At 74.4% G+C, this 25,499-nt stretch carries 18 protein-coding genes; 15 read left to right on the top strand and 3 right to left on the bottom strand.

The window, feature by feature from the left end; translation table 11 throughout:
* The first annotated feature begins 263 nt into the window (after positions 1–263).
* The 7 genes from OP18_RS08610 (at position 264) to OP18_RS08640 (ending at position 8,116) form a co-directional block, all read left to right on the top strand.
* Positions 264–2,156, top strand: coding sequence for a P-loop NTPase family protein (locus tag OP18_RS08610; protein ID WP_033358203.1), 1,893 nt, complete (start codon positions 264–266; stop codon positions 2,154–2,156).
* Positions 2,157–2,302: 146 nt separating this feature from the next.
* Complete coding sequence (locus OP18_RS08615; protein ID WP_033358292.1) at positions 2,303–3,580, top strand: amidase; 1,278 nt, start codon at positions 2,303–2,305, stop codon at positions 3,578–3,580.
* Between the two features lie 11 nt (positions 3,581–3,591).
* Positions 3,592–5,076 carry a glutamine synthetase family protein gene (locus OP18_RS08620; protein ID WP_033358204.1) on the top strand — a complete coding sequence of 495 codons (1,485 nt, stop codon included), beginning with the start codon at positions 3,592–3,594 and terminating at the stop codon, positions 5,074–5,076.
* Positions 5,077–5,091: 15 nt separating this feature from the next.
* Complete coding sequence (gene purB, locus OP18_RS08625) at positions 5,092–6,384, top strand: adenylosuccinate lyase (protein ID WP_081970547.1); 1,293 nt, start codon at positions 5,092–5,094, stop codon at positions 6,382–6,384.
* On the top strand, positions 6,359–6,784 hold the full coding sequence (locus OP18_RS08630; protein ID WP_033358293.1) for a GNAT family N-acetyltransferase: 426 nt from the start codon (positions 6,359–6,361) through the stop codon (positions 6,782–6,784). Before purB ends, OP18_RS08630 begins: the two co-directional genes overlap by 26 nt.
* Positions 6,785–6,817: 33 nt before the next feature.
* The gene (locus OP18_RS08635; protein ID WP_033358206.1) at positions 6,818–7,609 is read left to right on the top strand and encodes a DUF3050 domain-containing protein; all 792 of its coding nucleotides are present in this window, start codon (positions 6,818–6,820) and stop codon (positions 7,607–7,609) included.
* Positions 7,610–7,708: 99 nt separating this feature from the next.
* Complete coding sequence (locus OP18_RS08640; protein WP_063745456.1) at positions 7,709–8,116, top strand: (R)-mandelonitrile lyase; 408 nt, start codon at positions 7,709–7,711, stop codon at positions 8,114–8,116.
* A 9-nt stretch (positions 8,117–8,125) separates the two neighbouring features.
* Here the strand turns inward: OP18_RS08640 and OP18_RS56905 are convergent, their stop codons facing one another.
* The 3 genes from OP18_RS56905 to OP18_RS08650 form a co-directional block, all read right to left on the bottom strand.
* Positions 8,126–8,278, bottom strand: coding sequence for a hypothetical protein (locus tag OP18_RS56905; RefSeq protein ID WP_156089368.1), 153 nt, complete (start codon positions 8,276–8,278; stop codon positions 8,126–8,128).
* A gap of 165 nt (positions 8,279–8,443) precedes the next feature.
* The gene (locus OP18_RS08645) at positions 8,444–9,712 is read right to left on the bottom strand and encodes a hypothetical protein (RefSeq protein ID WP_052386398.1); all 1,269 of its coding nucleotides are present in this window, start codon (positions 9,710–9,712) and stop codon (positions 8,444–8,446) included.
* A 313-nt stretch (positions 9,713–10,025) separates the two neighbouring features.
* Positions 10,026–10,823 (bottom strand): SDR family oxidoreductase, encoded by a 798-nt coding sequence (locus tag OP18_RS08650; RefSeq protein ID WP_033358295.1) that lies wholly within the window; start codon positions 10,821–10,823, stop codon positions 10,026–10,028.
* A gap of 218 nt (positions 10,824–11,041) precedes the next feature.
* Between OP18_RS08650 and OP18_RS08655 the strand changes: the two genes are divergently transcribed.
* The 8 genes from OP18_RS08655 to OP18_RS08690 all read left to right on the top strand — a co-directional run bounded on the left by OP18_RS08655 (position 11,042) and on the right by OP18_RS08690 (position 25,061).
* On the top strand, positions 11,042–12,655 hold the full coding sequence (locus OP18_RS08655) for a hypothetical protein (protein WP_211273474.1): 1,614 nt from the start codon (positions 11,042–11,044) through the stop codon (positions 12,653–12,655).
* Positions 12,656–12,665: 10 nt separating this feature from the next.
* Positions 12,666–13,100, top strand: coding sequence for a hypothetical protein (locus OP18_RS08660; protein WP_033358209.1), 435 nt, complete (start codon positions 12,666–12,668; stop codon positions 13,098–13,100).
* Positions 13,097–15,238, top strand: a complete 2,142-nt coding sequence (locus OP18_RS52170; protein ID WP_156089369.1) for an FHA domain-containing protein — start codon at positions 13,097–13,099, stop codon at positions 15,236–15,238. Before OP18_RS08660 ends, OP18_RS52170 begins: the two co-directional genes overlap by 4 nt.
* 30 nt (positions 15,239–15,268) lie before the next feature.
* Positions 15,269–16,531 carry a cation:proton antiporter gene (locus tag OP18_RS08670; protein WP_052386400.1) on the top strand — a complete coding sequence of 421 codons (1,263 nt, stop codon included), beginning with the start codon at positions 15,269–15,271 and terminating at the stop codon, positions 16,529–16,531.
* 200 nt (positions 16,532–16,731) lie between these two features.
* Positions 16,732–18,099, top strand: a complete 1,368-nt coding sequence (locus tag OP18_RS52175) for a lactonase family protein (RefSeq protein WP_052386401.1) — start codon at positions 16,732–16,734, stop codon at positions 18,097–18,099.
* 142 nt (positions 18,100–18,241) lie between these two features.
* The gene (locus OP18_RS08680) at positions 18,242–20,443 is read left to right on the top strand and encodes an MDR family MFS transporter (protein ID WP_052386402.1); all 2,202 of its coding nucleotides are present in this window, start codon (positions 18,242–18,244) and stop codon (positions 20,441–20,443) included.
* A 77-nt stretch (positions 20,444–20,520) separates the two neighbouring features.
* Complete coding sequence (locus OP18_RS08685; RefSeq protein ID WP_033358210.1) at positions 20,521–23,145, top strand: MGH1-like glycoside hydrolase domain-containing protein; 2,625 nt, start codon at positions 20,521–20,523, stop codon at positions 23,143–23,145.
* Complete coding sequence (locus tag OP18_RS08690) at positions 23,142–25,061, top strand: amylo-alpha-1,6-glucosidase (RefSeq protein ID WP_033358211.1); 1,920 nt, start codon at positions 23,142–23,144, stop codon at positions 25,059–25,061. The genes OP18_RS08685 and OP18_RS08690 overlap by 4 nt, the downstream gene beginning before the upstream one ends.
* Positions 25,062–25,499 lie beyond the last annotated feature (438 nt).

Consider the following 25,499-nt stretch of genomic DNA (forward strand, 5'->3'; position numbering starts at 1 on the left):
TCCGTTTCCTCCCACGGCGGGCGGCGGTCCGCGACGGCCCACGCCAGGACCGCGGTGCCGGCGCCGGCGTTCGACCGGCGCATCTTCACGGTCGAACAACACTATCCAACGGCTTCAATGTCGTGCGCGTTCATTGCGCGCCTTGGCCGCCTATCCGGCCGCCCGTATGGTCGCTGCGGGTATTCATCGACTCTGAATCGGGTGACGAACATGCCCATCCCCATGACTGTGCAAACGTTACTCTCCGTGTCCGGGATCGCGCGGTGACCGCGGTCAGCGCGGGGCGCTCCCGCCGTGAGGCGCTGGACCTGGCGCGGCAGAGCCGCCGCCCCAGCCGTCTCGGCGGGCCCGCCGGCGCCGCACCCGGCCCGGACCACCACCGCAGCGGCGACGCGGGCTTCGTGACACTGCTGCGGCAGGTGTGGCGCAGCGCCGCGCAGGCGCCGGACCTGCACCAGGCCGTCGACACCATGCTGACCCTGGACGGTCACGTGCCCGCCGAGGTGCCGCTGCGCGCACTGGCCACGCCGGCCGCGTGCGCCGTGGCGGCCCTGTGGGGCGCGAGCTGGCAGGGCGAGCACCGGTGCCGGGAGCTGCCGACCGCCGGCCGGACCGCGTACACCGGCGAGGTCGGCCTCGGCACCGACGGCCGGCTGCTGATCCGCACGCCGGGCGAGCCGCCGCTGGACCCCGCCGCGCTCGTCGGGCGGCCCCGCCGCGTCCCCTGGTCCCGCATGGCGCTGGAGCGCTACCACACCACGCTCGCCCAGGCCCGGCTGCGCGCCGAGGAGGCCGCCGCCGACTGCCGGCGCTGGCTGGTCGAGCAGGGTGAGGAGGGGCGCGCCGCGATCCTCGACCGGCTCGAGCAGGCGACCCTGCGCACCGCGCCGTTCATCCTGTACCAGGAGGGCCGGCAGTACACGAACTTCCGCGACCGCAACACGATCGTCGGCAAGACGCTGTGGCCGGGCCACCCGGACTGCGCCTACACGGCGCTGCGCTACCTGCCGCCGGACCTGTGGCCGACCCAGGACGTGCTCATGGTCGTGTGCCTCACCCTGCTGGTGCGCTCCGGCAGCCCCGGGCGCATCGAGGAGGCCAACGGCACCGAGCTCAACCTGGACAACATCGGCGACCTGCTGGAGCGGGTGCGCCGCACGTACGAGCGCGTCGGCGCCGGCACGCCGGTCGCCGCCGCCCCGGACACCCGGGTCGCGTCGCTGGACACGCTGGCCGGCGAGCTGGCCGCGCAGCGGGCCGCCGTGGCCGGGCAGGCGCAGCTGTACCGGGAGATCCACGGCGCGCTGCTGCACAAGGTCGAGCGGGTGGCCGCCGCGCCGGGGCCCGAGGCCTGGGCGCGGGAGGCGGCGCTCGTGGAGCGGCTGCTGGAGCGGCTGCCGGTGCACGGCGGCACCCTCGCCACGCTCGGCGACGCCCTGGAGGCCGACCCGTCCTGGCTGACCCGCCCGCACGGCGGCTTCGGCACCGGCCTGGAGTCGCTGGTCTACGAGACCGTCCGCGCCGCGACCGGCGTGTTCGGTGCCGACTTCGCGATGAGCCGCGGCATGCGCCGCCTCGGCGCGCTCATTGAGGCGATGCGCGGCCAGGAGTGGCAGCGCATCGTCGGCTGGGAGCTGCCGGAGTACTTCTGCTGCGTGGTGCCCGCCGCCGACGCCGACCGGCACTTCCCGGGCGGCCCGGCGAAGGTCGCGGACCTGGCGTGGGCGATGTCGTCGCGGATGCAGTACAACTCGTGGCACTTCGTGCCGGGCAATCTGCCCCCCGAGGCCGCCGCCCTGCGCCGCGACTACTTCGTGCCGCCGACGATGCCCGACATCGCGCACTTCTCCGACCAGCACCACCACGGGCACGTCACCGCCCGGGTCCGCTTCACCGTGCGCAGCCCGCAACCGGTGGAGATCCTCGGCCGGCAGTTCAAGGGCTTCATCGACCTGCGCCTGCTGCGCTGCGACGGCGCGCCGTTCGAGGAGGCCGACCTGCTCGCCGCGCACCAGGCGTCGCGGTTCATCGCCCGGGCCACCGGCCTCGCCGCCGACCTGGCCGCCGCCGGCGACCGGTTCGCGGTCACCGCGTTCGACTCCCGCTGGCACTGGACCACCATCCTGGCGGCCGCCGCGACCGGGAGCCGGCGGTGAGCGCCGGGCTGGGTGCGGCCACCACCCTGCTGCCGTCCTACGAGCCGATCGCGCACGACGGGCCGGCCGCGCTGCGGGGGCGGCTCGCCGGCACCCGGGCCGCGCTCGCCGCGGGCCGCCGCACCGTCACCGAGCACGTCGGCGCCCTGCTGGAGCGCATCCGCGCGGTCGACGGCGAGCTCGGCGCCTACGTCACCGTCGGCGGCGAACCGGCGCTGCGCGCCGCGGCCGAGGCCGACCGGCGCATCCGCCGGCTCGGCCGGGACGCCTGGCGGCACCAGCCGCTGCTCGGCGTCACCGTCGCGGTCAAGGACCTCATCCAGACCGCGCAACTGCCGACCGGCCGGGGCTCGCTGCTGCGCAACGGCCGGCCGCAGGCCGACCCGCCGCTGGTCGCCCGGCTCCGCTCGGCCGGCGCCATCATCATCGGCAAGACCACCACGTCGGAGTACGGCTGGAGCGCCAGCACCGCGAGCCGGGTCGCCCAGGCGACCCGTAACCCGTGGTCGGCGCGGCACTCCGCCGGCGGCTCCAGCGGCGGGTCGGCGGCCGCGGTCGCCGCGGGCCTGTGCGACGCCGCGATCGGCACCGACGGCGCCGGCTCCATCCGGATCCCGGCGTCGTTCTGCGGCATCGTCGGCTACAAGCCGTCGTACGGGCTGGTGCCGTACGTCCCGTCGTGCGCCGACCGGCTCGCCCACGCCGGACCGATGACCGCCCGCGTCGCCGACGCGGCCGAACTGGCCAGGGTGATGACCGGCGCCGCCACCGGCGACCCGGACTCCGCCCTGCGCCACCCGGGGCGCCGCGTCGCCGGGCGGTCGCTGCGCATCGCCTGGATCGAGTTCCCCGGCACCAGTGACGAGGTCCGGCAGGCCGCGGAGCCGGCGATGCTCGCCCTCAGCGGGCTCGGGCACCGCGTCGAGCAGGTCGACCCGCCGTTCGCCGACCCGTATCTGGCCCTGGTCACCGTGCTCGCGGCCGCCGAGGCGGCCGGGACGGCGCCGCAGGACGAGGCGGACGCCGACCCGGGGCGGCTGGCGGTCGCCCGGCACGGCCGCACCCTCGGCGCCGCGGCGCTCGTGCACGCCGAGGAGACCCGGCTGCGGCTGCGGGTCCGGCTCACCGAGCTGATGCAGCGGTACGACGCCCTGGCCATGTGCACGGTCCCGACGGCGCCGTTCGCCGTGGACGCGATCGGCCCGGCGTGGGCCGCCGACCCGGCGGACCTGCTGTGGCTGGCCTGGGCGCCCGGCTGCTACCCGTTCAACCTCACCGGGCAGCCCGCGATCTCGCTGCCGGCCGGTCGCACCGCGGCCGGACTGCCCGTCGGCGTCCAGCTCGTCGGCCCGGTCGGCGGCGACGTTCGGCTGCTGACCCTCGCCGGCCGGCTCGAGGCCGCACTCACCCCCGCAGCCGAATAAGGAGAGCGCCGATGTACGTCCGTTCATGGCCCGCGCCGCTGCCCGCCGGGGTCGGCCGGCCCGGGTTCGTCCAGGAGTTCGGCCTGTGGAGCGCCGAGCAGCACGCCGCCGCGGAGCGCCTCGAGGCGTCCCTCGACGACGTGGACCTGGTCCGGCTGGTCTTCTGCGACCCGCACGGGCTGACCCGGTCCAAGACGCTGAGCGTCCCGGCGTTCCGCGCCGCGCTGCGCAACGGCATGGACTTCAGCCCCGGCCCGTTCATCTTCGACACCGGCCACGCCGTCGCGGTCGACTTCCAGACCGACCCGGGCGTCGGCGTCCCCGAGCTGCGCGGCGCCGGCGACTTCGTGCTCGTGCCCGACCCGCTGACGTTCCAGGTGCTGCCCGGCGGCGCCGCCCGCACCGCGTGGATCCTCGGCGACGAGTACCTGCGCGACGGCCGGCCGCACCCGCTGTCGACCCGGCACGTCCTGCGCCGGGTGGTCGGCTCGTACGCCGACGCAGGCCTCACCCCGATCGTCGGCATCGAGGTCGAGTGGTACCTGACCCGCCGCCTGCCCGGCCCGCCGGGGCAGGAGACCAACGGCTTCGGTGCCCAGGCCGACGCGCCGCGGGTCGAGGCGGTCAACGCCGGCTACCAGTTCAACCTCGACGCCCGGTACGACTCCGTCGCCGGCGTCACCGACCCGCTGGCGCTGCAGCTGGCCGGGCTCGGCCTGCCGCTGCGCTCGATGGAGCACGAGTCCGGGCCCGGCCAGGTCGAGACCACCCTCGACCCGCTGGGCGCGCTCGACGCGGCCGACGCGATGCTGCTGCTGCGCGGCGTCGTCAAGCAGGCGTGCGCGCGGCGCGGGTACCACGCCTCGTTCATGTCGCTGCCCGGCCTGGACGGCTTCGACCCCAGCGGCTGGCACATCCACCAGTCCGTCGCGGACCGGTCCGGTCGCAACCTCTTCGCCGACGCCACCGACCCGGACGCGCTGTCGGAGGCGGGCCGCTCCTACGTCGCCGGGCTGCTCGCCCAGGCGCGGGCCCTGTGCCTGCTGTCCGTGCCGACGGTCAACGGCTACCACCGCCTCGGCAAGGACTTCTCGCTGTCCCCGACGCGGATCGGTTGGAGCTTCGAGGACCGCACGGTGCTGGTGCGCGCCCTCGGCGGCGGCAGCAGCACCCACCTGGAGAACCGGCTCGCCGAGCCGTCCGCGAACCCGTACCTGGCGATCGGCTCGCAGCTGTACGCCGGCCTGACCGGGCTGCACGGCACCGCCGGCCCGGTGCCGGGGGAGGAGGCGACGGTGCCCGGCTCCCTGACCGAGTCCCTGGCCGCGTTCGGCGAGGGCGGCGCCGCCGACCTGCTCGGCGCGCCGCTGGCCGCCTGCCTGACCCGGCTCAAGCAGAGCGAGGCCGCCCGCTTCGCCGCCTGGTCGGCGCAGCAGCCGTCCCTCCCCGCCGGCGTGACGGCGTGGGAGCACCGCGAGTACTTCGAAGTCTTCTGACGGGTGTGATGACCGATGATCCCGAGATACAGCCGGCCCGAGATGGCCGAGCTCTGGTCGGCGGAGACCCGCCTCGCCACCTGGGTGCGCATCGAGGTGCTGGCCGCCGAGGCGATGGCCGGGCTCGGCATCGTGCCGGCCGCCGCGCTGGAGGACATCCGGCGGGCCCCGGTGCCCACGGAGCAGGAGGTCAGCGCCTGGGAGCAGGTCCGCGACCACGAGGTGCTGTCGTTCCTCGCCGCGTACTGCGAGCGGCTGCCCACCGCCTCGGCCCGCTGGGTGCACCTGGGCATGACCAGCTACGACGTCGTCGACACCGCGCTCGGGCACATCCTGGCCCGCGCGACGGACCTGCTCACCGGCGCCGCCGGGGAGCTGGAGCAGGCCCTCACCGACCTCGCCGTCGCGCACTGGGACACCGTCTGCATCGGCCGGACCCACGGCATGCACGCCGAGCCGACCACGTTCGGGCACAAGCTCGCCGGCTTCGCCTTCGCGATCCGGCGCAGCGTCGAGCGGCTCGCCGCGGCCCGCGCGGCGGTCGCGGTCGGCACGATCTCCGGCGCGGTCGGCACGTACGCGCTCGTCGACCCGGCCGTGGAGCGGCACGTGTGCGCCGCGCTGGGCCTCGGCATCGAACCCGCGCCGAGCCAGATCGTCGCCCGGGACCGGCACGCGCAGCTCATCCAGGCGGTCGCCCTGCTCGGCGCGTGCGTGGAGCAGCTGGGGCTGGAGCTGCGACTGCTGCAGCGCACCGAGGTCGCCGAGGTCGAGGAGGCGCGCAGCGTCGCGTACCAGGGCTCCAGCGCGATGCCGCACAAACGCAACCCGACGAAGGCCGAGCGGCTCTGCGGCCTGGCCCGGGTCCTGCGCGGCTACGCCACGACGGCCCTGGAGGACGTCGCCGTCTGGCACGAGCGCGACCTGGCGCACCAGTCCGTGGAGCGGATCGTGCTGCCCGACGCGCTGACCCTGGCGCACTACCAGGTGACCCTGGCCACCGAGGTGGTGCGCACCCTCACCGTGCGCCCGGAGCGGATGCGGGCCGCCGTCGGCCACACCCGCGGCCTGGCGGCGAGCTCGGCGGTCCTGGCCGAGCTGCTGCGCTCCGGCATGGAGCGGGAGCAGGCCTACCGGGCCGTGCAACGCGCGTCGGACCTGGCCGCCGAGACCGGCGGCACCCTGCGCGACGCCTTCGACGCCACCGTCGACCCCGAGGCGTGGGAACCCGAGTGGTACCTGCGCAACCACCACGCAGTGCTCGACCGACTGAAGGAGCTCGATGCAACCAGTGACGCAGCGCGTTGACGGCGCAAGCCTTGACCTGGACGAGGTGCTGGCCGTGTACCGGGCCTCCGGCCTCGGGCAGCGCCGGCCGATCCACGAGCGTGACCGCTTCGCCGCCATGCTCCGCAACGCCAACCTCGTGATCACCGCCCGGCTGGACGGCGAGCTCATCGGCATCGCCCGCAGCATCTCCGACTTCGCCTACGCCACATACCTGTCCGACATCGCGGTGGTCCAGCGCCACCAGCGGGCCGGCGTCGGTCGCGCCCTCATCGCCGCCACCCAGGCGGAGGCGCCCACCGCGAAGGTCATCCTGCTGTCCGCCCCGGCGGCCACCCGCTACTACCCGCACATCGGCTTCACGCCCCACGACTCGGCCTGGGTGCTCGACCCTGCCGTGTCCCCGGTTCCCACCCGTTAAGCGGTCTCAGCCGTACCAGGAAGGAAGGCCCGCATGTCGCGCTACGACTGGGGTAAGGCCAACCCCGCGATCGAGGAGCTGCGCCAGGTCATCGGCAACGCCCGCGCCGCGGTGCTCAAGCACCCGATCTACCACCGGCTGAACACGCTCGAGGACGTCAACGTCTTCACCGAGCACCACGTGTTCGCGGTCTGGGACTTCATGTCCCTGCTGAAGAACCTGCAGCGCAACCTCACCTGCGTCGACGTGCCGTGGGTGCCGCGCGGCTCGAACGAGAGCCGCCGGCTCATCAACGACATCGTCCTGGTCGAGGAGAGCGACGAGCTCGGCGACGGCTTCATCAGCCACTTCGAGCTGTACGTCGCCGGCATGCGGCAGGCCGGCGCCCGCACCGACGCGGTCGACGGCTTCATCGCCGCCGTCCGCTCCGGGCTGCCGGTGCGCCAGGCGCTGGTCGCCGCCCCGGTGCCGGCCGCGGCGGCCGACTTCGTGCGCACCACGTGGCGCTACATCGAGTCGGCCCCGCTGCACTGCCAGGCGGCGGCGTTCGCCTTCGGCCGCGAGGACCTCATCCCCGAGATGTTCGAGCAGGTCGTGAAGATCGACGACCAGGAGGGGCGGCTGGCCACCTTCAAGGACTACCTGGCCCGCCACATCGAGGTCGACGGCGAGCAGCACACCCCCATGGCGATGGCGATGCTCGCCGACCTGTGCGGCGACGACCGCACCAAGTGGGACGAGTGCGGCGCGACCGTCATCGAGGCGCTGCGCGCCCGGGTCGGCCTCTGGGACGGCATCGTCGCCGCCCTCGACGCCCGGCTCTGACCCGGCCCGCCCCGCCGCGGAGGCGCCCACCACCCGGTGGGCGCCTCCGTTGTCGTGCCGTCCGCTGGGCTCATCCCCGCAGCCGAAGGCGAGGCGTCGATGATCACCCGCGGCGGCGCACAGCCGGCCACGGCCGGCCCGGCGGAGAACTTCACCGGCGACGTCCGCGTCCAGCCGCTCTTCGCCGCCGAGGAGACCGCCCAGTACCTGGGAGCCTTCGTCAGGTTCCAGCCCGGCGCGCGCTCCGCCTGGCACACCCACCCGGCCGGGCAGCGGCTCGTCGTCACCGACGGCATCGGGCGCACCCAGCAGGAAGGCGGCCCGGTCGAGGAGATCCGCGCCGGCGACGTGGTGCGGTGCCCGCCCGGGGTCAGGCACTGGCACGGCGCCTCGCCGACCTCGGCCATGACGCACCTCGCCCTCACCGGCGTGCGCGACGGGCAGGCCGTCGAGTGGCTGGAGCACGTCACGGACGAGCGGTACGACCCGGGACGGGACCGACCGTGACGGCCGCGCTCACGCCGCCCGGACCTGGTAGGGCTCGTCCACCGGGGTGACGCGCGGCGCGCCACCGCCCGGCCACCCGCGTGGCACGGTGGTGAGCGGCGCCGAGAACCCTGCGCCGAGCGGCAGGCGCCGCGGGTCGGAGCCGTCGGGCAGCGACTCCATTACGCGAGCGACGGACGGGTGGCGGAGACGACGGCGCCGGGGCGCGGCCGGTGGGGGATCCGGTCGCGGCCCCGGCGGGGTCGTGGCACGCGAGGGTGCCAGGGCCCGGCGGGGCGCAGGTCCGCCGGGCCCGTGCGTGGTCGGGCGTGGTCGGGCGTGGTGCGGTCAGGCGGGGCTGGGCTGGGGGTGGGTGCCGCGGCGCGCCGCGAGCCGGGTGGCGATGCCGCGGGCCAGGGCGCGGCCCCACAGGACCAGGCCGGTGCCGGTGACGGCGGTGCTCAGCAGTACCGAGGTGACGAAGTCGAACGAGGTCCAGATCGTCGACGGGTTGGTCAGGAAGTCGTAGATGGTGGACAGGTAGTGCCACAGCACCGGGATCGTCACCGACACCAGCAGCAGCAGCGCCATCGCCCGGCCGATGAGCCAGAACACCGAGAAGCCCCACACCACGCGGCGCTCCCGCCGCGGCAGGGCGCTCTGGTCCCACAGGGCCTTGCGGCCGGTGACGCGGCGCAGCGCGTTCTCGATGAAGTGCTGGGTGTCGGTCATCAGGTCCTTGCAGCCGAACGCGGTCGCGACCGTGTAGTACAGGTCGGTGCGCACGAACAGGAAGCCCTGCCAGTAGATGCGGCCGATGTACGTCACCGCGACGCCGTTGAGCAGCAGCAGCGTGGTGGGGGAGAAGCTGACCCAGCCTCGGCGCTCGGCCCACAGCACCGCGATGAACAGCGCCAGCGACGCCGAGTCCAGCAGCGCGCCGGCGAGGAACGCCAGGTAGCGGGCGCGCTTCGGGGCGAGCCAGATCCCGGTCATGTCGGTCTCGATGACCGGGATGAACATGCGGTTCGACAGCCGGATCCGCGACGGTACGCCGGCGGCGCGGGCCGCGATCACGTGCGCGAACTCGTGCAGCATCGTGGCGGTGAACCCGATGGCGAACGTGATCCAGGTGAGCATCGCCAGGTGGTGCGGGTAGATCAGGGCCTGGAAGCCCGGCACCACGCCGGGGTCGGTGGCGACCAGGGCGACCATGCCGGCCAGCAGGGCGAGGGCGAGGATGACGACGGGCGGTCCGACGATGCGCCGGGCGGTCTCGGTGCTGATCCAGCTGAGGTGCCCGACGAAGCGGTCCGGCTCGGCCGCGGCGGCCGGCTCGGCGGGCGCCGAGCCGGCCGGCCGGACGAAGCCCTCGGCCTCCAGGGCGCCGACGAACCCGTCGATGTCGACCTGGCGGCCGGTGCGCTCCTCGTAGCGGCGGGAGGTCTCGCCGATCGTGTGCCCGGCGGCGAGGTCCTGCAGGATGCCCAGGCCGCTGCTCGGCAGGGACAGGAAGACGTTGCGGTTGGTGTCGCCGATGGAGACCGTGTCGCCCTCCAGCCGGTGCTGGAACGGCGGCACGTGCAGGACGGTGTCTGGTGCGTACATGGTCGGCATGACTCCTCCTTTCCGAGAGGGCCTGAGGTGTGACGGGCATGGTGCGACGGGCCCCGGGACGGCGAAGGACCGCCCGAGGCCCGTCGAACGCGGCGCTGATGCGGCGATCAGGCCGACACCGAGCAGCCAGCCGTGGTGCTGGTGGTGACCGGCTCCAGCTTGCGAACCTCGATCTTGTCCATGCGGAATCACCTCCTTCTGCGGGCAGCGCGAATCACCAGTTGCCTGGCGCTCTGGGCGACCGGATGCCGGCCAGTCTGGAATCACCTCCCGGCGCGGCGGCCGGAGGTGTGATGAAGGATCGGGGGGCGGGCTACCGCCCGGCGGCCTCGCTCACCGGGGGTGCGGTGCTCGCGCGGACGAAGTCCTCCCACGAGCGCTTCCCGCGCTGCGGCGGCCCCGCCTCGGTGCTGTCCGGCGCGAGCAGCCCACCGGCGTTGATCTTCGCCATGCCCGGGAACCACAGCTGCAGGACGGGGCGGCGCTTGCCGGTGACGCGCAGCAGGTCGCGCAGCGTCCCGGCGAAGGTGGTGCGGTGCGGCCCGGTGAGGTCCGGCACGCGGCCGGCGGGCGGCGCGAGCGCCAGCTCGACGAGCCGGTCCGCGACGTCGGAGGCGTCGACCGGCTCGACCGGGAACCCGCGCGGCACCGGCACGACCGGCAGCTTCGCCAGCTTGCGGGCGCCGCTGTAGATCATGTCGTAGAACTGGGTGGCCCGAAGGACCGTCCACGGCACGGTGGACGCGCACACGACCTGCTCGGCGGCGAGCTTCTCCTTGAAGTAGCCGAACGAGACGCGGTCGACCCCGACGATGGAGATGAAGACCAGGTGGGCGGTGCCGGCCTGCTCGGCGGCGCGGACCAGGGTCGCCGTCGTCGCGGCGTCACCCTTCTGCGCGCTGGCCAGGTGGACGATCGTCGGTGCGCCGGCCACCGCCTCGGCGACGCCGGCTCCGGTGGTCAGGTCACCGACGACATACTCCGCACCGCCGGTGGCCTCCCGCGGGGTGCGGCTCAGCACCCGCACCGGCACGCCGGCCGCGGTCAGCCGGTCGACGACGCGCCGACCGAGTGTGCCGGTGCCGCCGGTCACGAGCACTGGTGCTGCCATGCCGACCACCTCCTCAATGCTCAGCGGACCGTTGCGGACCGGGTGTCACTCATATGACCGGCCCCGCCCGGGAAGTGTGACGGCCGCGACCGGAAATCCTTCCGCGTCTTGTAATCAGCGTCGTTCAACTGCACCCGGCGTCGCTGGACCCTCCGATCGCCTCCGCTCTACCTTCCAGACGGCATACGCCCCGTCGCGAGTCCTTGGGAGGCGCCGCTATGCCCGATCCCCACGTTTACGACCAACCCGGCCGCACGGACACGGTGCACGGCCGCACCGTGCCCGTGCCGGCCGGCCCATCCGGTCCGGCCGGACCGCCCGGCCCACCCGACGAGCTCACCACGCTGCTGCGCGACACCGACTTCTGGTCCGACGGGATGGTCCGCGCCGCCGGCATCCCGATCGTGGACGTCCCGTTCGTGACCGTCGGCGGTGGCCTCGGGTCCTTCGTCACCGTGGACTACCTGCGCATCGCCGGCGTGCCGGCCGACGAGATCCGGGTGCTGTCCAACCTGGACTACCCGTGGCAGACATATGAGTATCTCACCCGAGTTTCGCAGATCCCCGGCCCGGAACGCATCCGCTCGGACTCCTCGTCGCGCCCCGACAACATCTGGGGCTTCCCGTCGTACGCGGTCGGCGAGGCCTGGCGCGAGCGGACGCTGAAGCCGCTGTGGGAGGTGTTCACCGAGCCGCTCATCGCCGACTACTGGACGCCGCGGGTCGGTGCCGTGTTCCGCGGCCTCGAGCGCGAGGCCAAGCGCATCGGCTACCCCGACATGCTCTCCCGCGGCCTGGTCCGCACGGTGCGGCGGCGGATGGACGGCGGCTACTTCACCATCCTCACGCCGCGCCCGGGCGACACCACGACGCAGCCGACCGCGTACCGGTCCCAGTTCGTGCACATCGCCGTCGGGTACCCGGGACTGCGGTTCCTGCCGGACCTGCAGGCGCTGCGGCTCGGCGCCGGCGACTACCACCACGTCGTCAACGCCTACGAGCCGCACGAGCACGTGTACCAGCACCTGATGACCGCGCCCGGCACGGTGGTCGTGCGCGGCGGCGGGATCGTGGCGTCACGGGTCCTGCAGCGCATCATGGACGACCGGGAGCGCAACGGGGCGCAGACCAACGTCGTGCACGTGTTCCGCACGTTCGTCCGCGGGCCGCAGGGCCCGCACCCGTGGCTGCGCCAGCCCGGCGGCGACGGCTGGGCGTACCAGGGCTTCAACTACCCGAAGTCGGTGTGGGGCGGCCAGCTCAAGGCCGAGGTCCGCAAGCTGGACGGCGAGGCGCGGGCCCGGGCGTACCACCAGATGGGCGGCACGTCCACGCCGTACCGGCGCACCTGGCAGCGGCAGCTGGCGGCGGGCCGCAACGGCGGGTACTACACGGCGCTGCAGGGCGCGATCGAGCAGGTCGAGGTCAACCCCGACGGCCGGCTGCGCTGCCGGATCGTCGGCGAGAACGGCGCCCGCGAGATCCACGCCGAGTACATCATCGACTGCACCGGCCTGCAGCCCGACATCACCCACCACCGGGTCCTCAAGGACCTGCTCGACCACGGCGGCGCCGGCCGCAACCCGCTCGGCGGCCTCGAGGTCGAGCGGCACTTCGAGGTCAAGGGCACGGCGAGCGGCAACGGCGCCCTCTACGCGTCCGGGGTCGCGACCCGCGGCGGGTACTTCCCGGGCGTCGACACGTTCCTCGGCCTGCAGATCGCCGCCCAGGAGATCGCCGAGGACCTGGCCCGGCGCGGCTTCGCCCGGCCCCTGACAGTGTCCCGCTCGACCCGGCAGTGGTTCAACTGGCTGCTCAACCGGCCGGTCTGAGGAGACATACATGGTTCCCACCCTGACGGGCCGCATCCAGACCCGTATCGCGCTGCTGGCCACGGTCGGCGCGCTGGTCACCGCCCTGCTCACCCCGTTCCTTCCCGGCGGCGGCCCGCTGCAGCCCCGGTATGGCACGACGTACCTGCTGCTGGCCGCCGTCACCGTGCTCGGGGTCGGCTGGGAGTTCGTCTACCACGCCCTCATGCAGTTCCGCTGGGAGAAGGACTGGCCGACGCTGTTCGGGCTGCTGACCTTCGCCCCGGAGGGCGCGCTGGTGTGGTTCCTGGCCCAACGGGGCTCGGTGCCGGGGCTGCACGCCCCGTCGTTCGCCGCGTTCAGCATCCACTTCCTCGTGGTGTGGCTGTGCGTGTGGCTCATCGCGAACGGGCCGATGCGGGTTCCCTTTCCACGCTGGAGATTTCATGGAGGTCGGCTGCTATGACGATGCCTACGGTGACCGGTGGCGCCGCGACCGGACCGGCCGGCGCGGGCACGTCCCGCCCAGCCCGGCGCCGCCGCGCCACGACCCCCGAGCCGCAGCCACCGTCCCCGGCGGTGCCACCGGAGGCTGAGGCGCCGGCACCGGCGCCGGCCCCGACGGCCCGCCGGCGCGCGGCCGCGACACAGGCGGCGAGGCCGGCCACGTCGGCCGCGGTGAAGGCCGCGCCGGCGAGGTCCCGGGCCGCGGCGGCGGACACGGTGCAGCCGCCCCTGGACGAGCTGGACGAGCCGGACGAGCCGGCGAAGGCGACGAAGGCGCCGAAGGCGAAGACGGTGACGGTGGCGGCGGCGAAGACCACGCCGCGCCGCACGGCCACCGCGAGCGTCGCGCCGCACACCGTCGCACCGCAGGCGCCCGCCACGCCGCACCCCGTGTCGCCGCATCCGGTGGCGCCGCACGTGGTGGCGCCCGCGACGGTCAGGACCGTGACGACGCGGGTGACCACGATGCGGACCGCGACGGGGCGTGCCGCGGCCGCCCGCGCCGCGGCGGCCCGGTCGGCGGCGGCGCGGGCGGCCGCGCTGCCGGCCGTCGCTCCCGCTCCGGTCGTGGCCCCCGAGCCGGCCGGCGCGCAGGAGCCGGCCGGCGCCCTGACCGACGTGCTGACCGACGCCGTCGACGACGCCATGGACACCCGCATGGACGCCCGCATGGGCGACGCCATGGGCGGCGAAATGGGCGGCGGCGTGGGCGGCGGGCTGGACGGCACCGTCGCCGCCGTGGTGCGCGCGACGCCGGGGATGACCGTGCGGCCGCTGCCGGGCAACGGCCTCGTCATGCGCCAGGGCGACCTGGTCCTCGCCGGGGCGGAGGCCGGCATCGGTGTGGTCGTCAAGGCGTTCGCCGAGGTCGTCGCCGCCGGCGGGGACGGGGTGCTGCTGGTGCGCCGGGTGGCCGCGGTCCTCGCCGCCGACTACGCCGGGGCGGTCGCCGCCTGCGCCGCCTGCGGTCCGACCCGCGACGGCCGTCTCGCCGTGCTGGTGTACGCCGGTGCCCGCGCCCACATCGACGCGGCCGGGCAGGCCAGCACGCTCTCCGGCGAGCACGACATCGCCGCGGTGGCCCGGGTCCTGCCGGCACCGGTGGACGCCGTCCGCCTGGAGCTGCCCGGCGCGGCCGACGCCGACCCGCGCACCCGGCTCGACGTCGGCGTGGTGGTGGCGGCCGGGGTGAGCATCACGTTCGCCGACGGCATGCCCAGGCTGACGCCCCAGGAACCGGCGCCGGCCGCACCCGCCACGGCCGCGGCACCGGCCTCGGCACCCGCCGCGCCGGAACACGCGATGGCGCCCGAACCGGCGACGGCACCGCACCACATGACGGCGCCGGAGCACGCGATGGCGCCGCAGCACGCGATGGCGCCGGAACCGGCGATGGCCCACGCCGCCATGCCGGCACCCGCGTACCCGGCGGCACCGACAGCCGTCGCCGCACCCGTCGCCGTGGCGGCGCCCGCCGCCGCGCCGCCGCTGCACGACACCGGGTCCCACGTGGCGGTGGGGCAGCGGCCGCAGGTCGAGCACCGCGCGACGGTGGCGGTCCCCGTGGTGGCGCCGAGCCGCCGCGACGCCGGCGAGGCGCAGCCGGAACGGCCCGTCCAGCCGCACGCCCCGCTGGTGAGCGGGCTGCACTGCCCCGAGGGCCACTTCAACGACCCGCGGCTCAAGTACTGCGGCGTCTGCGGCATGTCGATGACCCAGGCGGCCTCCGTCGAGCAGGACGGCCTGCGCCCTCCGCTCGGCGTGCTGGTGCTGGACCGGGGCGGCACGTTCGTCCTGGACGGTGACCTGGTCGTCGGCCGGGAGCCGCAGGCCGACCGGGACGTCGTCGCCGGGATCGCCCGGCCGCTCGTGCTCGACGAGCCGGCGCTGACCGTGTCCCGGCAGCACGCCCGGATCAGCCTCATCGACTGGGACGTGTACGTCGAGGACCTCGACTCGAAGAACGGCACCCGGCTGCAGCGTCCGGGTGTCCAGCCCACCCACATCGCGGCGAACACGCTGACCCCGATCGGGCCCGGCACGGTGATCTGGATGGGCGACCGCTGGCTGCGGTACGAGTCCAACCGTCACCTCTGAGCCCGCCCCCGGCACCGAGAAAGGCCTGTCGTGACCACGCACCAGCTCGCACAGCTGTTCCTGACCTTGGCCGTCATCATCGTCCTCGCCCGGGTGTTCGGCGCCGCGGCCCGCCGGCTCGGCCAGCCGGCCGTCCTGGGGGAGCTCACCGCCGGCATCCTCGCCGGGCCGACGCTGCTCAGCGCCGACCTGCGCGGCATGCTCTTCCCGGCGTCGATCGGCACCGCCCTCGCGGCGTTGGCGAACGTCGCCCTGGTGCTGTTCATGTTCTGCGTCGGACTCGAGCTCGACCAGGCGCTGCTGAAGGGCCGGGGCCGAGCGGCGGTGGCGGTCTCGATCGGCTCGATCGTCGTGCCGTTCGCGCTCGCCGTCGGTCCGGCGCTGTGGATGGCCGGCAATCACCGGGTCGGTGACCGGTTGCCGTTCGTGCTGTTCATCGGGGCGGCGATGTCGGTGACCGCGTTCCCGGTGCTGGCCCGGATCCTGACGGACCGGAAGATGCACCGGCTGGAGATCGGCGGGCTGGCGCTGGCCAGCGCGGCGCTCGGCGACGTCCTCGCCTGGGTGCTGCTGGCGTTCGTGACGGCGGTCGGCGGGTACGCCGCCGGTGGGCAGTGGCAGGTCACGCTGGCCGTGCCGTACGTGCTGCTGATGCTGTTCGTCGTCCGGCCACTGCTGCGCAGGGCGTGCACCGTGGCCGGCCGGCCCCGGCCGCTCACCCCGGGGCTGCTGTCGCTGCTGCTCGCCGGGCTGCTGCTGTCCAGCTACGCCACCGAACGGATCGGCATCCACTTCATCTTCGGTGCGTTCCTGTACGGAGCGATGATGCCCACGCGCGGCTTCGCCCACTTCCGCCAGGAGCTCGTGGAGCGCATCGAGCCGGTCAGCGGCACCATCCTGCTGCCGGTCTTCTTCGTCATCTCCGGTATGCGCGTCGACCTGTCCACGGTCGGCACCCGTGGCCTCGTCGAGCTGGCGGTGATCCTCGCGGTCGCGGTCGGCGGGAAGTTCGGCGGCGCGTACCTCTGCGCCCGTTCGGCGGGCCTCGGCGCCCGGCAGTCGGGCACCCTGGCGTCGTTGATGAACACCCGCGGACTGACCGAGATCGTGTTCCTCACCGTCGGCCTGCAGCACGCGATCATCGACCGGGACCTGTTCTCCCTGATGGTCGTGATGGCGATCGTGACGACGGCGATGGCCGGCCCGCTGCTGCACTGGTTCTACCCGCGCCACATGGTGGAGCGGGACCTCGCGGCCGCCACGCAGGAACCGGTGCTGGCCGGCGTGAAGTGACCGGCGCGGCGTGTTCAGCCGCGGCCGTGCCGCGGTCGAACAGCCAGCAGTCCACTGTGGACGTACAACGGCAGTGCCGAACGCATCGACGGCGGCCTCCGTACCCCGTAGGTTGAGCCCATCCCCGCCCGGCCCGGTGCCAGGCCCGCATTCAAGTAAATCGACAGACATCAATACGTGTGACACGGAGGGAAACAGTCATGAAAACTCGGCACTGGGTCAGCGCGGCGATCGCCGTCATGGCGGTGCCCGCGGTGCTGGTCGGTGGACCGGCGGCGCTCGGCGGGTTCCTCGGCTCCGGACCGGCGGTCAGCGTGGCCGACAACGACGAGATCGTCCCGTCCGGGGGGCCGATCGCCGGCACCACCGGCTGGGTGTACGTGATGAGCAACCAGGAGTCCGGCAACTCGATCGTCGTCTTCGAGCGCGACGCCGACGGCGGCCTGGTCCGCAAGAGCATCGTCCCCACCGGCGGCCTCGGCGCCGGCCGCGGCCACGACCTGGAGGACGCCAGCGACGCGCTGGTCTCCCAGGGCGCGCTGATCGCCAGCCCCGACCGCAAGCTCCTGTTCGCGGTCGACGCGGGCAGCAACGAGGTGACGTCGCTGTCCGTCGACGGCGGCAAGGTCGAGGTGGTCAGCCGGGTGCCGTCCGGGGGGACCCGGCCGGTCTCCGTCGCGCTGCACGAGGACCTGCTCTACGTCGCCAACGCCGGCGGCCTGGCCCCGAACACCAACGGTCCGTCGGCGTCGGTCGCCGGCTTCAAGGTCGACGGCGAGGGCAAGCTCACCGCGATCGACGGCGCGGTGACGAACCTGCCCGGCGGCCCGACGGCGGCGCCGTCGCAGGTGTCGTTCAACCCCGCCGGCACCAAGCTCGTCGTCACCGAGCGGCAGGCGAACAAGATCGACGTGTTCCCGATCGGCGAGGACGGCAAGCTCGGCACCGGCGTGTCCAACAAGTCCAGCGGCCCGGGCCCGTTCACCGCTACGTTCCGCGGCAAGGACACCCTGGTCTCCAGCGAGGTCGTCGGGTCCAACTACAAGTACGGCGCGCTGTCGACGTACAAGCTGAAGGACGACAACACCCTCGAGGTCATGACCTCCTCGCTGAGCACGGTGGAGCTCGCCGCGTGCTGGACGGTCGACAGCCTGCTGGACCCGAACGTGCTCTACCTCGGCAACGCGCAGAGCGGCACGATCTCCGGCATCCGCTTCGACAAGGACGGCAAGGCGTCGGTGTTCCCGGACGACGGTCACCTGGCCACGACCCGCGACCAGAAGGCGACCCAGGACATGGCGCTCAGCGCCAACGGCCGCTACCTGTACGTGCTGACGGTCGGCTTCGACGAGAAGCTCGCCGACCCGCGGCTGATCACCCACGTCGACGGCGCGCAGTTCTCCAACAAGATGTCGATCAGCGCCTGGCGGGTCGAGAAGAGCGGCGCCCTCACCCCGCTGCCCGGCTACGGCGTGGCCGACGACGTCCCGACCGTCGTCACGCCCGGCGTGGTCACCGAGAGCAAGGGCGGCCTGCCGCCGGGTAGCGAAGGCATCGTCGCCTTCTGACCCCCGGGCCGCCCTGCGACGCCCCGGCCCACCGGCTGAGCCCGACCTCGCCGGTGGGCCGGGATTCCAAGCGGCGGCCAACCGACAGCCCCAGCGCAGCCCACCACCCGCCGTGCCGGTCACCGCAGCAGAGCGAGGAGCCATGTCCGACCAGAATCCGCCCGGGAACACGGGCACCAACGTCACCGTGGCCCTGAGCGGACTCCTGACGGGCATGTTCGTCGCCGCGATCTCCTCCACGGTCGTGGTGACGTCACTGCCGGTGATCGTCCCGGAGCTCGGCGGCGGCCAGGCCTCCTACACCTGGATCGCCACCGCCACGCTGCTCGCCATGACGGTGGCGACCCCGATCTGGGGCAAGCTCGCCGACCTCTTCGACCGGCGGCGGCTGTTCGAGACCGGCATCGCGCTGCTGGTCATCGCGTCGCTGGTGGCCGGCCTGGCCGACAACCTCAACCTGCTCATCGCCATGCGGGTCGTGCAGGGCATCGGCGCCGGCGGCCTGGCCGCGCTGAGCCAGATCATCCTCGCCGACATCATCAGCCCCCGGGAGCGCGGCCGGTACGCCGGGCGCATCGGGGCGGCGCTGACCAGCGCCAACATCCTCGGGCCGCTGGTCGGCGGCCTGGTCACCGACACCATCGGCTGGCGCTGGAACTTCTACCTCGTGCTGCCGGTCGCCGTGGCCGCGCTGGTCCTGGTCCGCCGGGCGCTGCACCTGCCGGCGCGGGAGACGAAGGCCGTCACCGTCGACTACGCCGGCGCCACCCTCATCAGCGCCGGCATCGGCCTGTTCCTCATCTGGCTCACCGCCGGCGGCGCCGAGTTCGGCCGCACGTCGACCCTCGGCTGGTTGCTGCTCGCCGCCGCGGGCGCCTGCCTGGCCTGGGCGGTCCGGGTGGAGCTGCGCGCGCCGTTCCCGCTCATCCCGCCGGCCATCTTCCGCGAGACCACGGTGAGCCTGTCGGTCGTCGCGAGCCTCTTCACCGGCGCGGTCATGTTCAGCTCGCTGGTGTACCTGCCGCAGTACTTCCAGTTCGCCCGGGGCGCCTCCGCCGTCATGTCCGGCCTGATGACGACCCCGGTGATGATCGGGCTGATGGTGTCCACGACCGTCGTGGGGCGGCTCATCACCCGATCCGGCACCTGGAAGCCGTACCTCGTCGGCGGCGGCGCGCTGCTCGTCGTCGGCGTCGGGTGGCTCGCCCAGCTGCGCGCCGACACCCCGTACACCACCGTCGCCGCCGGCATGCTGCTCCTCGGCGCGGGCGTCGGGGCGCTGCTGCAGAACCTCGTCGTGATCACCCAGAACGCCGTGTCACCCGCCGACATCGGCGCCGCGACCGCGGCCGTCACGTTCTTCCGCAGCCTCGGCGGCGCGATCGGCATCGCGGCGCTCGGCGCGTTCATCCAGACCGGCGTCGCGGAGCGGGTCCGCCACGACGCGACCACGCTGCCGTCGGCGCAGCGGCTCGCCCTCAACGCGCGGCTGGACCAGGGCGGCATCCTGGACCCCGGGCAGCTGCCGGACCGGCTGCGGGAGATCGCCGCCGGCGCCTACGGCATGGGGGTCGGCGCGCTGTTCCTCATCCTCGTCGCCGCCGCGTTCGTGGTCCTCGCCGCGGTCGTGGCGCTGCCGCCGGCCGCGCTGAGCCGCGCGACCGCGGTGCAGGCCGCGGCGGGCCAGCCCGTGGCCGCGGACAGCCGCAGCGGCCGCCGCTGGCACGGCGACACGTTCCTGTGGACCGGCGACACGATCCTGCTCCCCGTGGTCGCCCCCAGCCCGGCCGGCGCGCACGCCGGCGCCGCCACCGACCCGCACGGGCAGCCGTACCTGGGCGCCCCCACCGGACCCTACGCGCCGCCGCAGCCGGCGCCGCACGCCACCGGCCGCGCCCACGCCGGCACCTACGCCACCGCACAGGCAGCCGGCCCAGCCGCCGCGCAGGCCGGCGGCCACGGGCTCTACGCCAGCGCCGCCGGCGCGGGGCAGCAGCCGTCCAGCACCGCCGGCGCGGAACCGCGCCCGGACCGCGGTGTCGCCACCGTCGGCGCGGGGCAGCAGCGCCGCCCGGACCGCGGCGTCGCCACCGCCGGTGACGGCTGGCACCGCGCCACCCGGCGGCAGGCCGCCCCGTCGTGGGCCGCCGAGACCGCCGAGTGGCCCCTGGTGCAGGCGCCGGGGACGGACCCGCACGAGGCGTACCAGGTGCCGGTCCCCGGCGACGTCCCGGCGCCCCCGTACGGCGGCGTCAGCCTCGGTCCGCGGGCCGTCGAGTCCCGCGGCGCCGCCCCGACCATCGCCGTCCCGCGGGTGTTCCGGGCCAGCGCCAGGGTGGAGTGACGAGCCGCCGCCGGGCGCCGCGGAGTCATGCGGCACAGGTGACGCTGCGGCACACCGGCAGGTGATGCGCTGGCGGCATGAGCAATCCGGAGCGGGAGCGGGTCGCGGCGTTCGGGCGGCCCGAGGACGGACTCATCGATGCCAGCCCCTGGTACCGGTGGGGTCCGTACCTCAGCGAGCGGGCCTGGGGCACCGTCCGCGAGGACTACAGCGGCGGCGGCACGGCGTGGGAGGCGTTCCCGCACGAGCACGCGCGGTCCAGGGCGTACCGGTGGAGCGAGGACGGCCTCGGCGGGATCTGCGACGCCGAGCAGCGCCTGTGTTTCGCCCTCGGCCTGTGGAACGGGCAGGACCCGATCCTCAAGGAACGCATCTTCGGCCTGACCGGCAACGAGGGCAACCACGGCGAGGACGCCAAGGAGTACTGGTGGTACCTCGACGCGGTGCCCAGCCACGCGTGGCTGCGCTGGCGGTACCACTACCCGCAGCGGGCGTTCCCGTACGAGCACCTGGTGAGCGAGAACCGCCGCCGCTCCCGCGACGAGCCGGAGTTCGAGCTGCTGGACACCGGTGTGTTCGACGGTGACCGGTACTGGATCGTCGAGGCCGACTACGCCAAGGCCGACCCCGACGACCTGCGCATCCGGGTACGGCTGACGAACCCCGGCCCGGACGCGGCGACGCTGCACGTGCTGCCGACCGTCTGGTTCCGCAACACGTGGTCCTGGGAGCCCGGCCGGTCCAAGCCCCGCCTCGCCACCGCCGGCGACGACGCGATCGCCGTCGAGCACGACGGTCTCGGCCCGATGGTGCTGCAGGCCGCGCCCGGACCCGACGGTGCCATGCCGCGGCAGGTGTACTGCGAGAACGAGACGAACGCGCAACGGCTGTTCGGCAGCCCGTCGTCCACGCCGTACCCGAAGGACGGCATCAACGACCACGTGGTGCACGGCGCCGCGACCGTCAACCCCGGCCGGGAGGGCACGAAGGCGGCGTTCTGGTACGAGGTCACCGTCCAGCCAGGACAGACCGCGGAGCTGTCGCTGCGCCTCGCGCCGCAGGCCGACCCGGAGGCGTTCGGGCCGGCGTTCGACCAGGTGCTGGAGCAGCGCCGGGCCGAGGCGGACACCTTCTACGCCGAGCTGACCCCGGAAGGGACCAGCGCCGAGGACGCCATGATCATGCGGCAGGGCTTCGCCGGCATGATCTGGGGCAAGCAGTTCTACAACTACGACGTCGCCCGGTGGCTCAACGGCGACCCGGCGCAGCCCCCGCCGCCGCCCGGCCGGCAGGACGGCCGCAATGCCCGCTGGCGGCACCTGGACGCCTCCGACATCATGTCGATGCCGGACCCGTGGGAGTACCCGTGGTTCGCCGCGTGGGACTCCGCGTTCCACGCCGTGGCCCTCGCCCACCTCGACCCGGCGTTCGCGAAGTACCAGCTGGTGCTGCTGTGCCGGGAATGGTTCCAGCACCCCAACGGCGCGATCCCCGCCTACGAGTGGGCCTTCGAAGACCTCAACCCGCCGGTGCAGGCGTGGGCGGCCATGCAGGTGTACCAGATCGACGGCCGGCGCGACACCGCGTTCCTGATGCGGGTCTTCTCCAAGCTGATGCTGAACTTCACCTGGTGGGTCAACCGCGAGGACGCCGACGGCCGCAACCTGTTCCAGGGCGGCTTCCTCGGCCTGGACAACATCGGCCCGATCGACCGGTCGCACCTGCCGCCCGGGTTCCGGCTGGAGCAGTCCGACGCGACGGCCTGGATGGCGTTCTACTGCCTCAACCTGCTGGAGATGGCGCGCGAGCTGGCCAGGCACGACCCGGCGCTGGACGACCTCGTGGTCAAGTTCCTGGAGCACTTCGCGCTCATCTCCGAGGCGATGCGCACCAACGACCTGTGGGACGAGCAGGACGGCTTCTACTACGACATGCTGCGCGGCGCCGACGGCTCCAGCACGCCGCTGCGGGTCCGCTCGATGGTCGGCGTCATCCCGCTGTTCGCGACCAAGGCGCTGCGCCAGGAGGAGTTCGCCCGGGTCCGCAAGCTGTCCAAGGGCTTCGCCGAGATGCCCGAGCACCACGTCCTGAGCGGCGCCGGCGGCGAGGAGCTGATCGCGGTGGGCGTCGCGGCGCACGGCCGGGCCCGGCGCATCCTGCCGCACCTGTTCGACGAGGAGAGCTTCCTGTCGCCGTACGGGTTGCGGGCGCTGTCCCGCTGGCACGCCGAGCACCCGTTCAGCGTCGAGCTGCCCGGCTGGACGGCGACCGTCAGCTACGAGCCCGCGGAGTCCACCACCGGCATGTTCGGCGGCAACTCCAACTGGCGCGGCCCGCTGTGGATGCCGCTGAACTACCTGGTGCTGCGCACCCTCGAGGACTACCACGCGAACCTCGGCGACTCGGTGAAGATGGAGTACCCGACCGGGTCCGGACGGCAGTGCACCGCCGGCGAGATCGCCGAGGACCTCCGCCAGCGGATGCTGTCGCTGTACCGGCGCGGCCCCGACGGCCGCCGGCCCGCCTTCGGCTGGGTGGACCGCCTGCAGCACGACCCGAACTGGCGCGACAACCTGCTGTTCTACGAGTACTTCCACGCGGACAACGGCGCCGGGCTCGGCGCGATGCACCAGACCGGCTGGACCGGGCTGCTCGCCGAGCTCGTCGCGCGTCCCTCGGCGATGTCGGGAGCGCGGCGATGATCACCTTCGGCCGCCAGGTGTGCGGCGATCTCGACGCGGCGGCGGCCCGCGAGTGGCTGGTCACCGACGGGCTCGGCGGCTACGCGATGGGCACCGTCGCCGGCCTGCGCACCCGCCGGTACCACGGCCTGCTCGTCGTCGCGGCGGCCGGCGGGGCGTCCCGGATGCTCGGCCTCGCCGCCGTCGACCCGGTGGTCCGCGCCGGCGACCGGGTGGTCCGGCTCGCGACCGACGAGTGGGCCGGCGGCGCCGTCGACCCCGCCGGCCACGTCCACCTCGCGCAGTTCCGGCTCGAGGACGGTGTGCCGTCGTGGTGCTGGGACCTCGGCGACGTGGTGGTGCGGCTGGAGGTGGCGATGGCGCACGGCCGGCCCGCGGTCGGCCTCGCGTTCCGCGTGCTGCGCGCCCCCGGCCCGGTGACCCTGGAGCTGACCCCGCTGTGCACGTGGCGCGACGCGCACGGCGAGCGGCACGGCACCGGCGAGCCGCGGGTGACCCCGGTCGCCGACGGCTTCGAGTTCGCGGGCGCGTACCGGGTGAGCGGCCCGAACTGGCGACCCGGCGGCGAGTGGTACCGCGGCGTGCACGCCCGGCAGGAGGCCGCCCGCGGCCTGAACGCCGACGAGGACCTGTGGGCCGCCGGGTACTTCACCGCCGAGCTGGCCCCCGGCGAGACGGCCTCGGTCACCGCGGCCGCCGCGGGCGGCTCGGCACCGAACGGCGGCGACCTCGGCGGCGTCCTGCCGGGCGCGACCGGGATCGTCGCCGCCGCCCGGGACCGGGCCCGCGCGCTCGCCCGCCTCGCCGGCGCCACCGACGACGCCGGCCGGCAGCTCGCCGTCGCCGCCGACCAGTTCGTCGTCGACACGCCCTCGGGTCCCTCCGCGGTGGCCGGCTACCCGTGGTTCGGCGAGTGGTCCCGCGACCTCATGACGTCCTTCGAGGGGCTGCTGCTGACCACCAACCGGCACGACGACGCGCGGCGGGTCCTGCTGCGCGCGGGCGCGACCGTGTCGGAGGGCATGCTCGCGAACACCGCCGACACCGGCACCCTGGAGTACAACACCGCCGACGCCGCCCTGTGGTTCCTGCGGGCGGTCGACCGGTACGCCGGCGCGACCGGGGACATGGACACCGTGGCCACGCTCGCCGACGCCATGGACGAGGTCCTGCGCTGCCACCAGCGCGGCACCCGCTACGGCATCGCCGCGGACCCGGCCGACGGCCTGCTCACCCAGGGCAAGCCCGGATACGCGCTGACCTGGATGGACGCGCGCGTCGGCGGGGAACCCGTCACCGAGCGGCAGGGCAAGGCGGTCGAGATCAACGCCCTGTGGATCGAGGGCCTGGCCACGACCGCGACCCTGTTCGACCGCATCGGCCGCGGCAACGAGTGGGCCGCCGCGGCCGCCCGGGCCGCGACCTCCTTCGGGCAGCGGTTCCCGCGCCCCGACGGCGGCGGCCTGTACGACGTCGTCGACGGGCGGGGCGGCGACGACCCGTCCGTGCGGCCGAACCAGCTCCTGGCGGTGGCGTCGCCGCACGTACCGGCGGCGGACCGGCGCATCGTCGAGACCTGCCGGGCGGCGCTGCTGACGTCGGTCGGGCCGCGCTCGCTCGCGCCCGGGTCGCCCGGCTACGCGGGCACGCACCGCGGCGGGCCGGCCGACCGTGACCGCGCCTACCACCAGGGCACCGTCTGGCCGTGGCTGATCGGCCCGTTCGTCGACGCGGCCCGGCGCGTGGGCGCCGACACCGACGGCGTCCTGGACGGCCTGGAGCTGCACCTGTCGGAGTGGGGCCTGGGCTCGGTGTCCGAGACGATGGACGGCGACGCCCCGCACGCCGCCACCGGCTGCCCGTTCCAGGCCTGGTCGGTCGCCGAGCTGCTGCGCGCCCGCGCCGCCCTGCGTTGATCCCTGGCCGCCTGTGCCGCCGCCCCGGGGGCGGCGCAGGCGGCCTCCTGCTGTCCGCACCCATCGAGGGGTGCACGGAAGTCGATGAACCGTTGCCACGCGATGGCGAGTCTGCTTAACTAATCGGCACCTTGGTGAGAGAGCGCTCTCTGGCCAGGTGGAAGGAGTACACCCCCGCCCCGGTCCGGTCGCCGCCGCCAACGGCGCCGGGCCTGTCACCAACCCCCGACAGCGGTGCGCAGCGGCATCCCGCGGCCTTCGGCGAGGCGGCGTGACCTGCCGCGAGATCGGCGCGCCGGCCACCCGTGCGGCAGCGACGCCCGCGACCACACCGACACATCCCCATCCACCCCGCCGGCGCGGGGCGGCGGCGAAGCCGTGCCCGGACGCCGGGGCCCGACCGCGGGGCCACCTGACCGCGGCCCAGAGATCTGACGT

The organism is Dactylosporangium aurantiacum (assembly GCF_000716715.1).
Lineage (GTDB): Bacteria > Actinomycetota > Actinomycetes > Mycobacteriales > Micromonosporaceae > Dactylosporangium > Dactylosporangium aurantiacum.

What these genes read in the sequence shown, in the direction of transcription:
- OP18_RS52170 (WP_156089369.1), top strand. Translation starts at nt 13,097, where the DNA reads ATGACGATGCCTACGGTGACCGGTGGCGCCGCGACCGGACCGGCCGGC.
- OP18_RS08640 (WP_063745456.1), top strand. Translation starts at nt 7,709, where the DNA reads ATGATCACCCGCGGCGGCGCACAGCCGGCCACGGCCGGCCCGGCGGAG.
- OP18_RS08630 (WP_033358293.1), top strand. Translation starts at nt 6,359, where the DNA reads ATGCAACCAGTGACGCAGCGCGTTGACGGCGCAAGCCTTGACCTGGAC.
- OP18_RS08645 (WP_052386398.1), bottom strand. Translation starts at nt 9,712, where the DNA reads ATGCCGACCATGTACGCACCAGACACCGTCCTGCACGTGCCGCCGTTC.
- OP18_RS08660 (WP_033358209.1), top strand. Translation starts at nt 12,666, where the DNA reads ATGGTTCCCACCCTGACGGGCCGCATCCAGACCCGTATCGCGCTGCTG.
- OP18_RS08655 (WP_211273474.1), top strand. Translation starts at nt 11,042, where the DNA reads ATGCCCGATCCCCACGTTTACGACCAACCCGGCCGCACGGACACGGTG.
- OP18_RS08620 (WP_033358204.1), top strand. Translation starts at nt 3,592, where the DNA reads ATGTACGTCCGTTCATGGCCCGCGCCGCTGCCCGCCGGGGTCGGCCGG.
- purB (WP_081970547.1), top strand. Translation starts at nt 5,092, where the DNA reads ATGATCCCGAGATACAGCCGGCCCGAGATGGCCGAGCTCTGGTCGGCG.
- OP18_RS08680 (WP_052386402.1), top strand. Translation starts at nt 18,242, where the DNA reads ATGTCCGACCAGAATCCGCCCGGGAACACGGGCACCAACGTCACCGTG.
- OP18_RS08635 (WP_033358206.1), top strand. Translation starts at nt 6,818, where the DNA reads ATGTCGCGCTACGACTGGGGTAAGGCCAACCCCGCGATCGAGGAGCTG.
- OP18_RS56905 (WP_156089368.1), bottom strand. Translation starts at nt 8,278, where the DNA reads ATGGAGTCGCTGCCCGACGGCTCCGACCCGCGGCGCCTGCCGCTCGGC.
- OP18_RS08690 (WP_033358211.1), top strand. Translation starts at nt 23,142, where the DNA reads ATGATCACCTTCGGCCGCCAGGTGTGCGGCGATCTCGACGCGGCGGCG.
- OP18_RS08650 (WP_033358295.1), bottom strand. Translation starts at nt 10,823, where the DNA reads ATGGCAGCACCAGTGCTCGTGACCGGCGGCACCGGCACACTCGGTCGG.
- OP18_RS08685 (WP_033358210.1), top strand. Translation starts at nt 20,521, where the DNA reads ATGAGCAATCCGGAGCGGGAGCGGGTCGCGGCGTTCGGGCGGCCCGAG.
- OP18_RS52175 (WP_052386401.1), top strand. Translation starts at nt 16,732, where the DNA reads ATGAAAACTCGGCACTGGGTCAGCGCGGCGATCGCCGTCATGGCGGTG.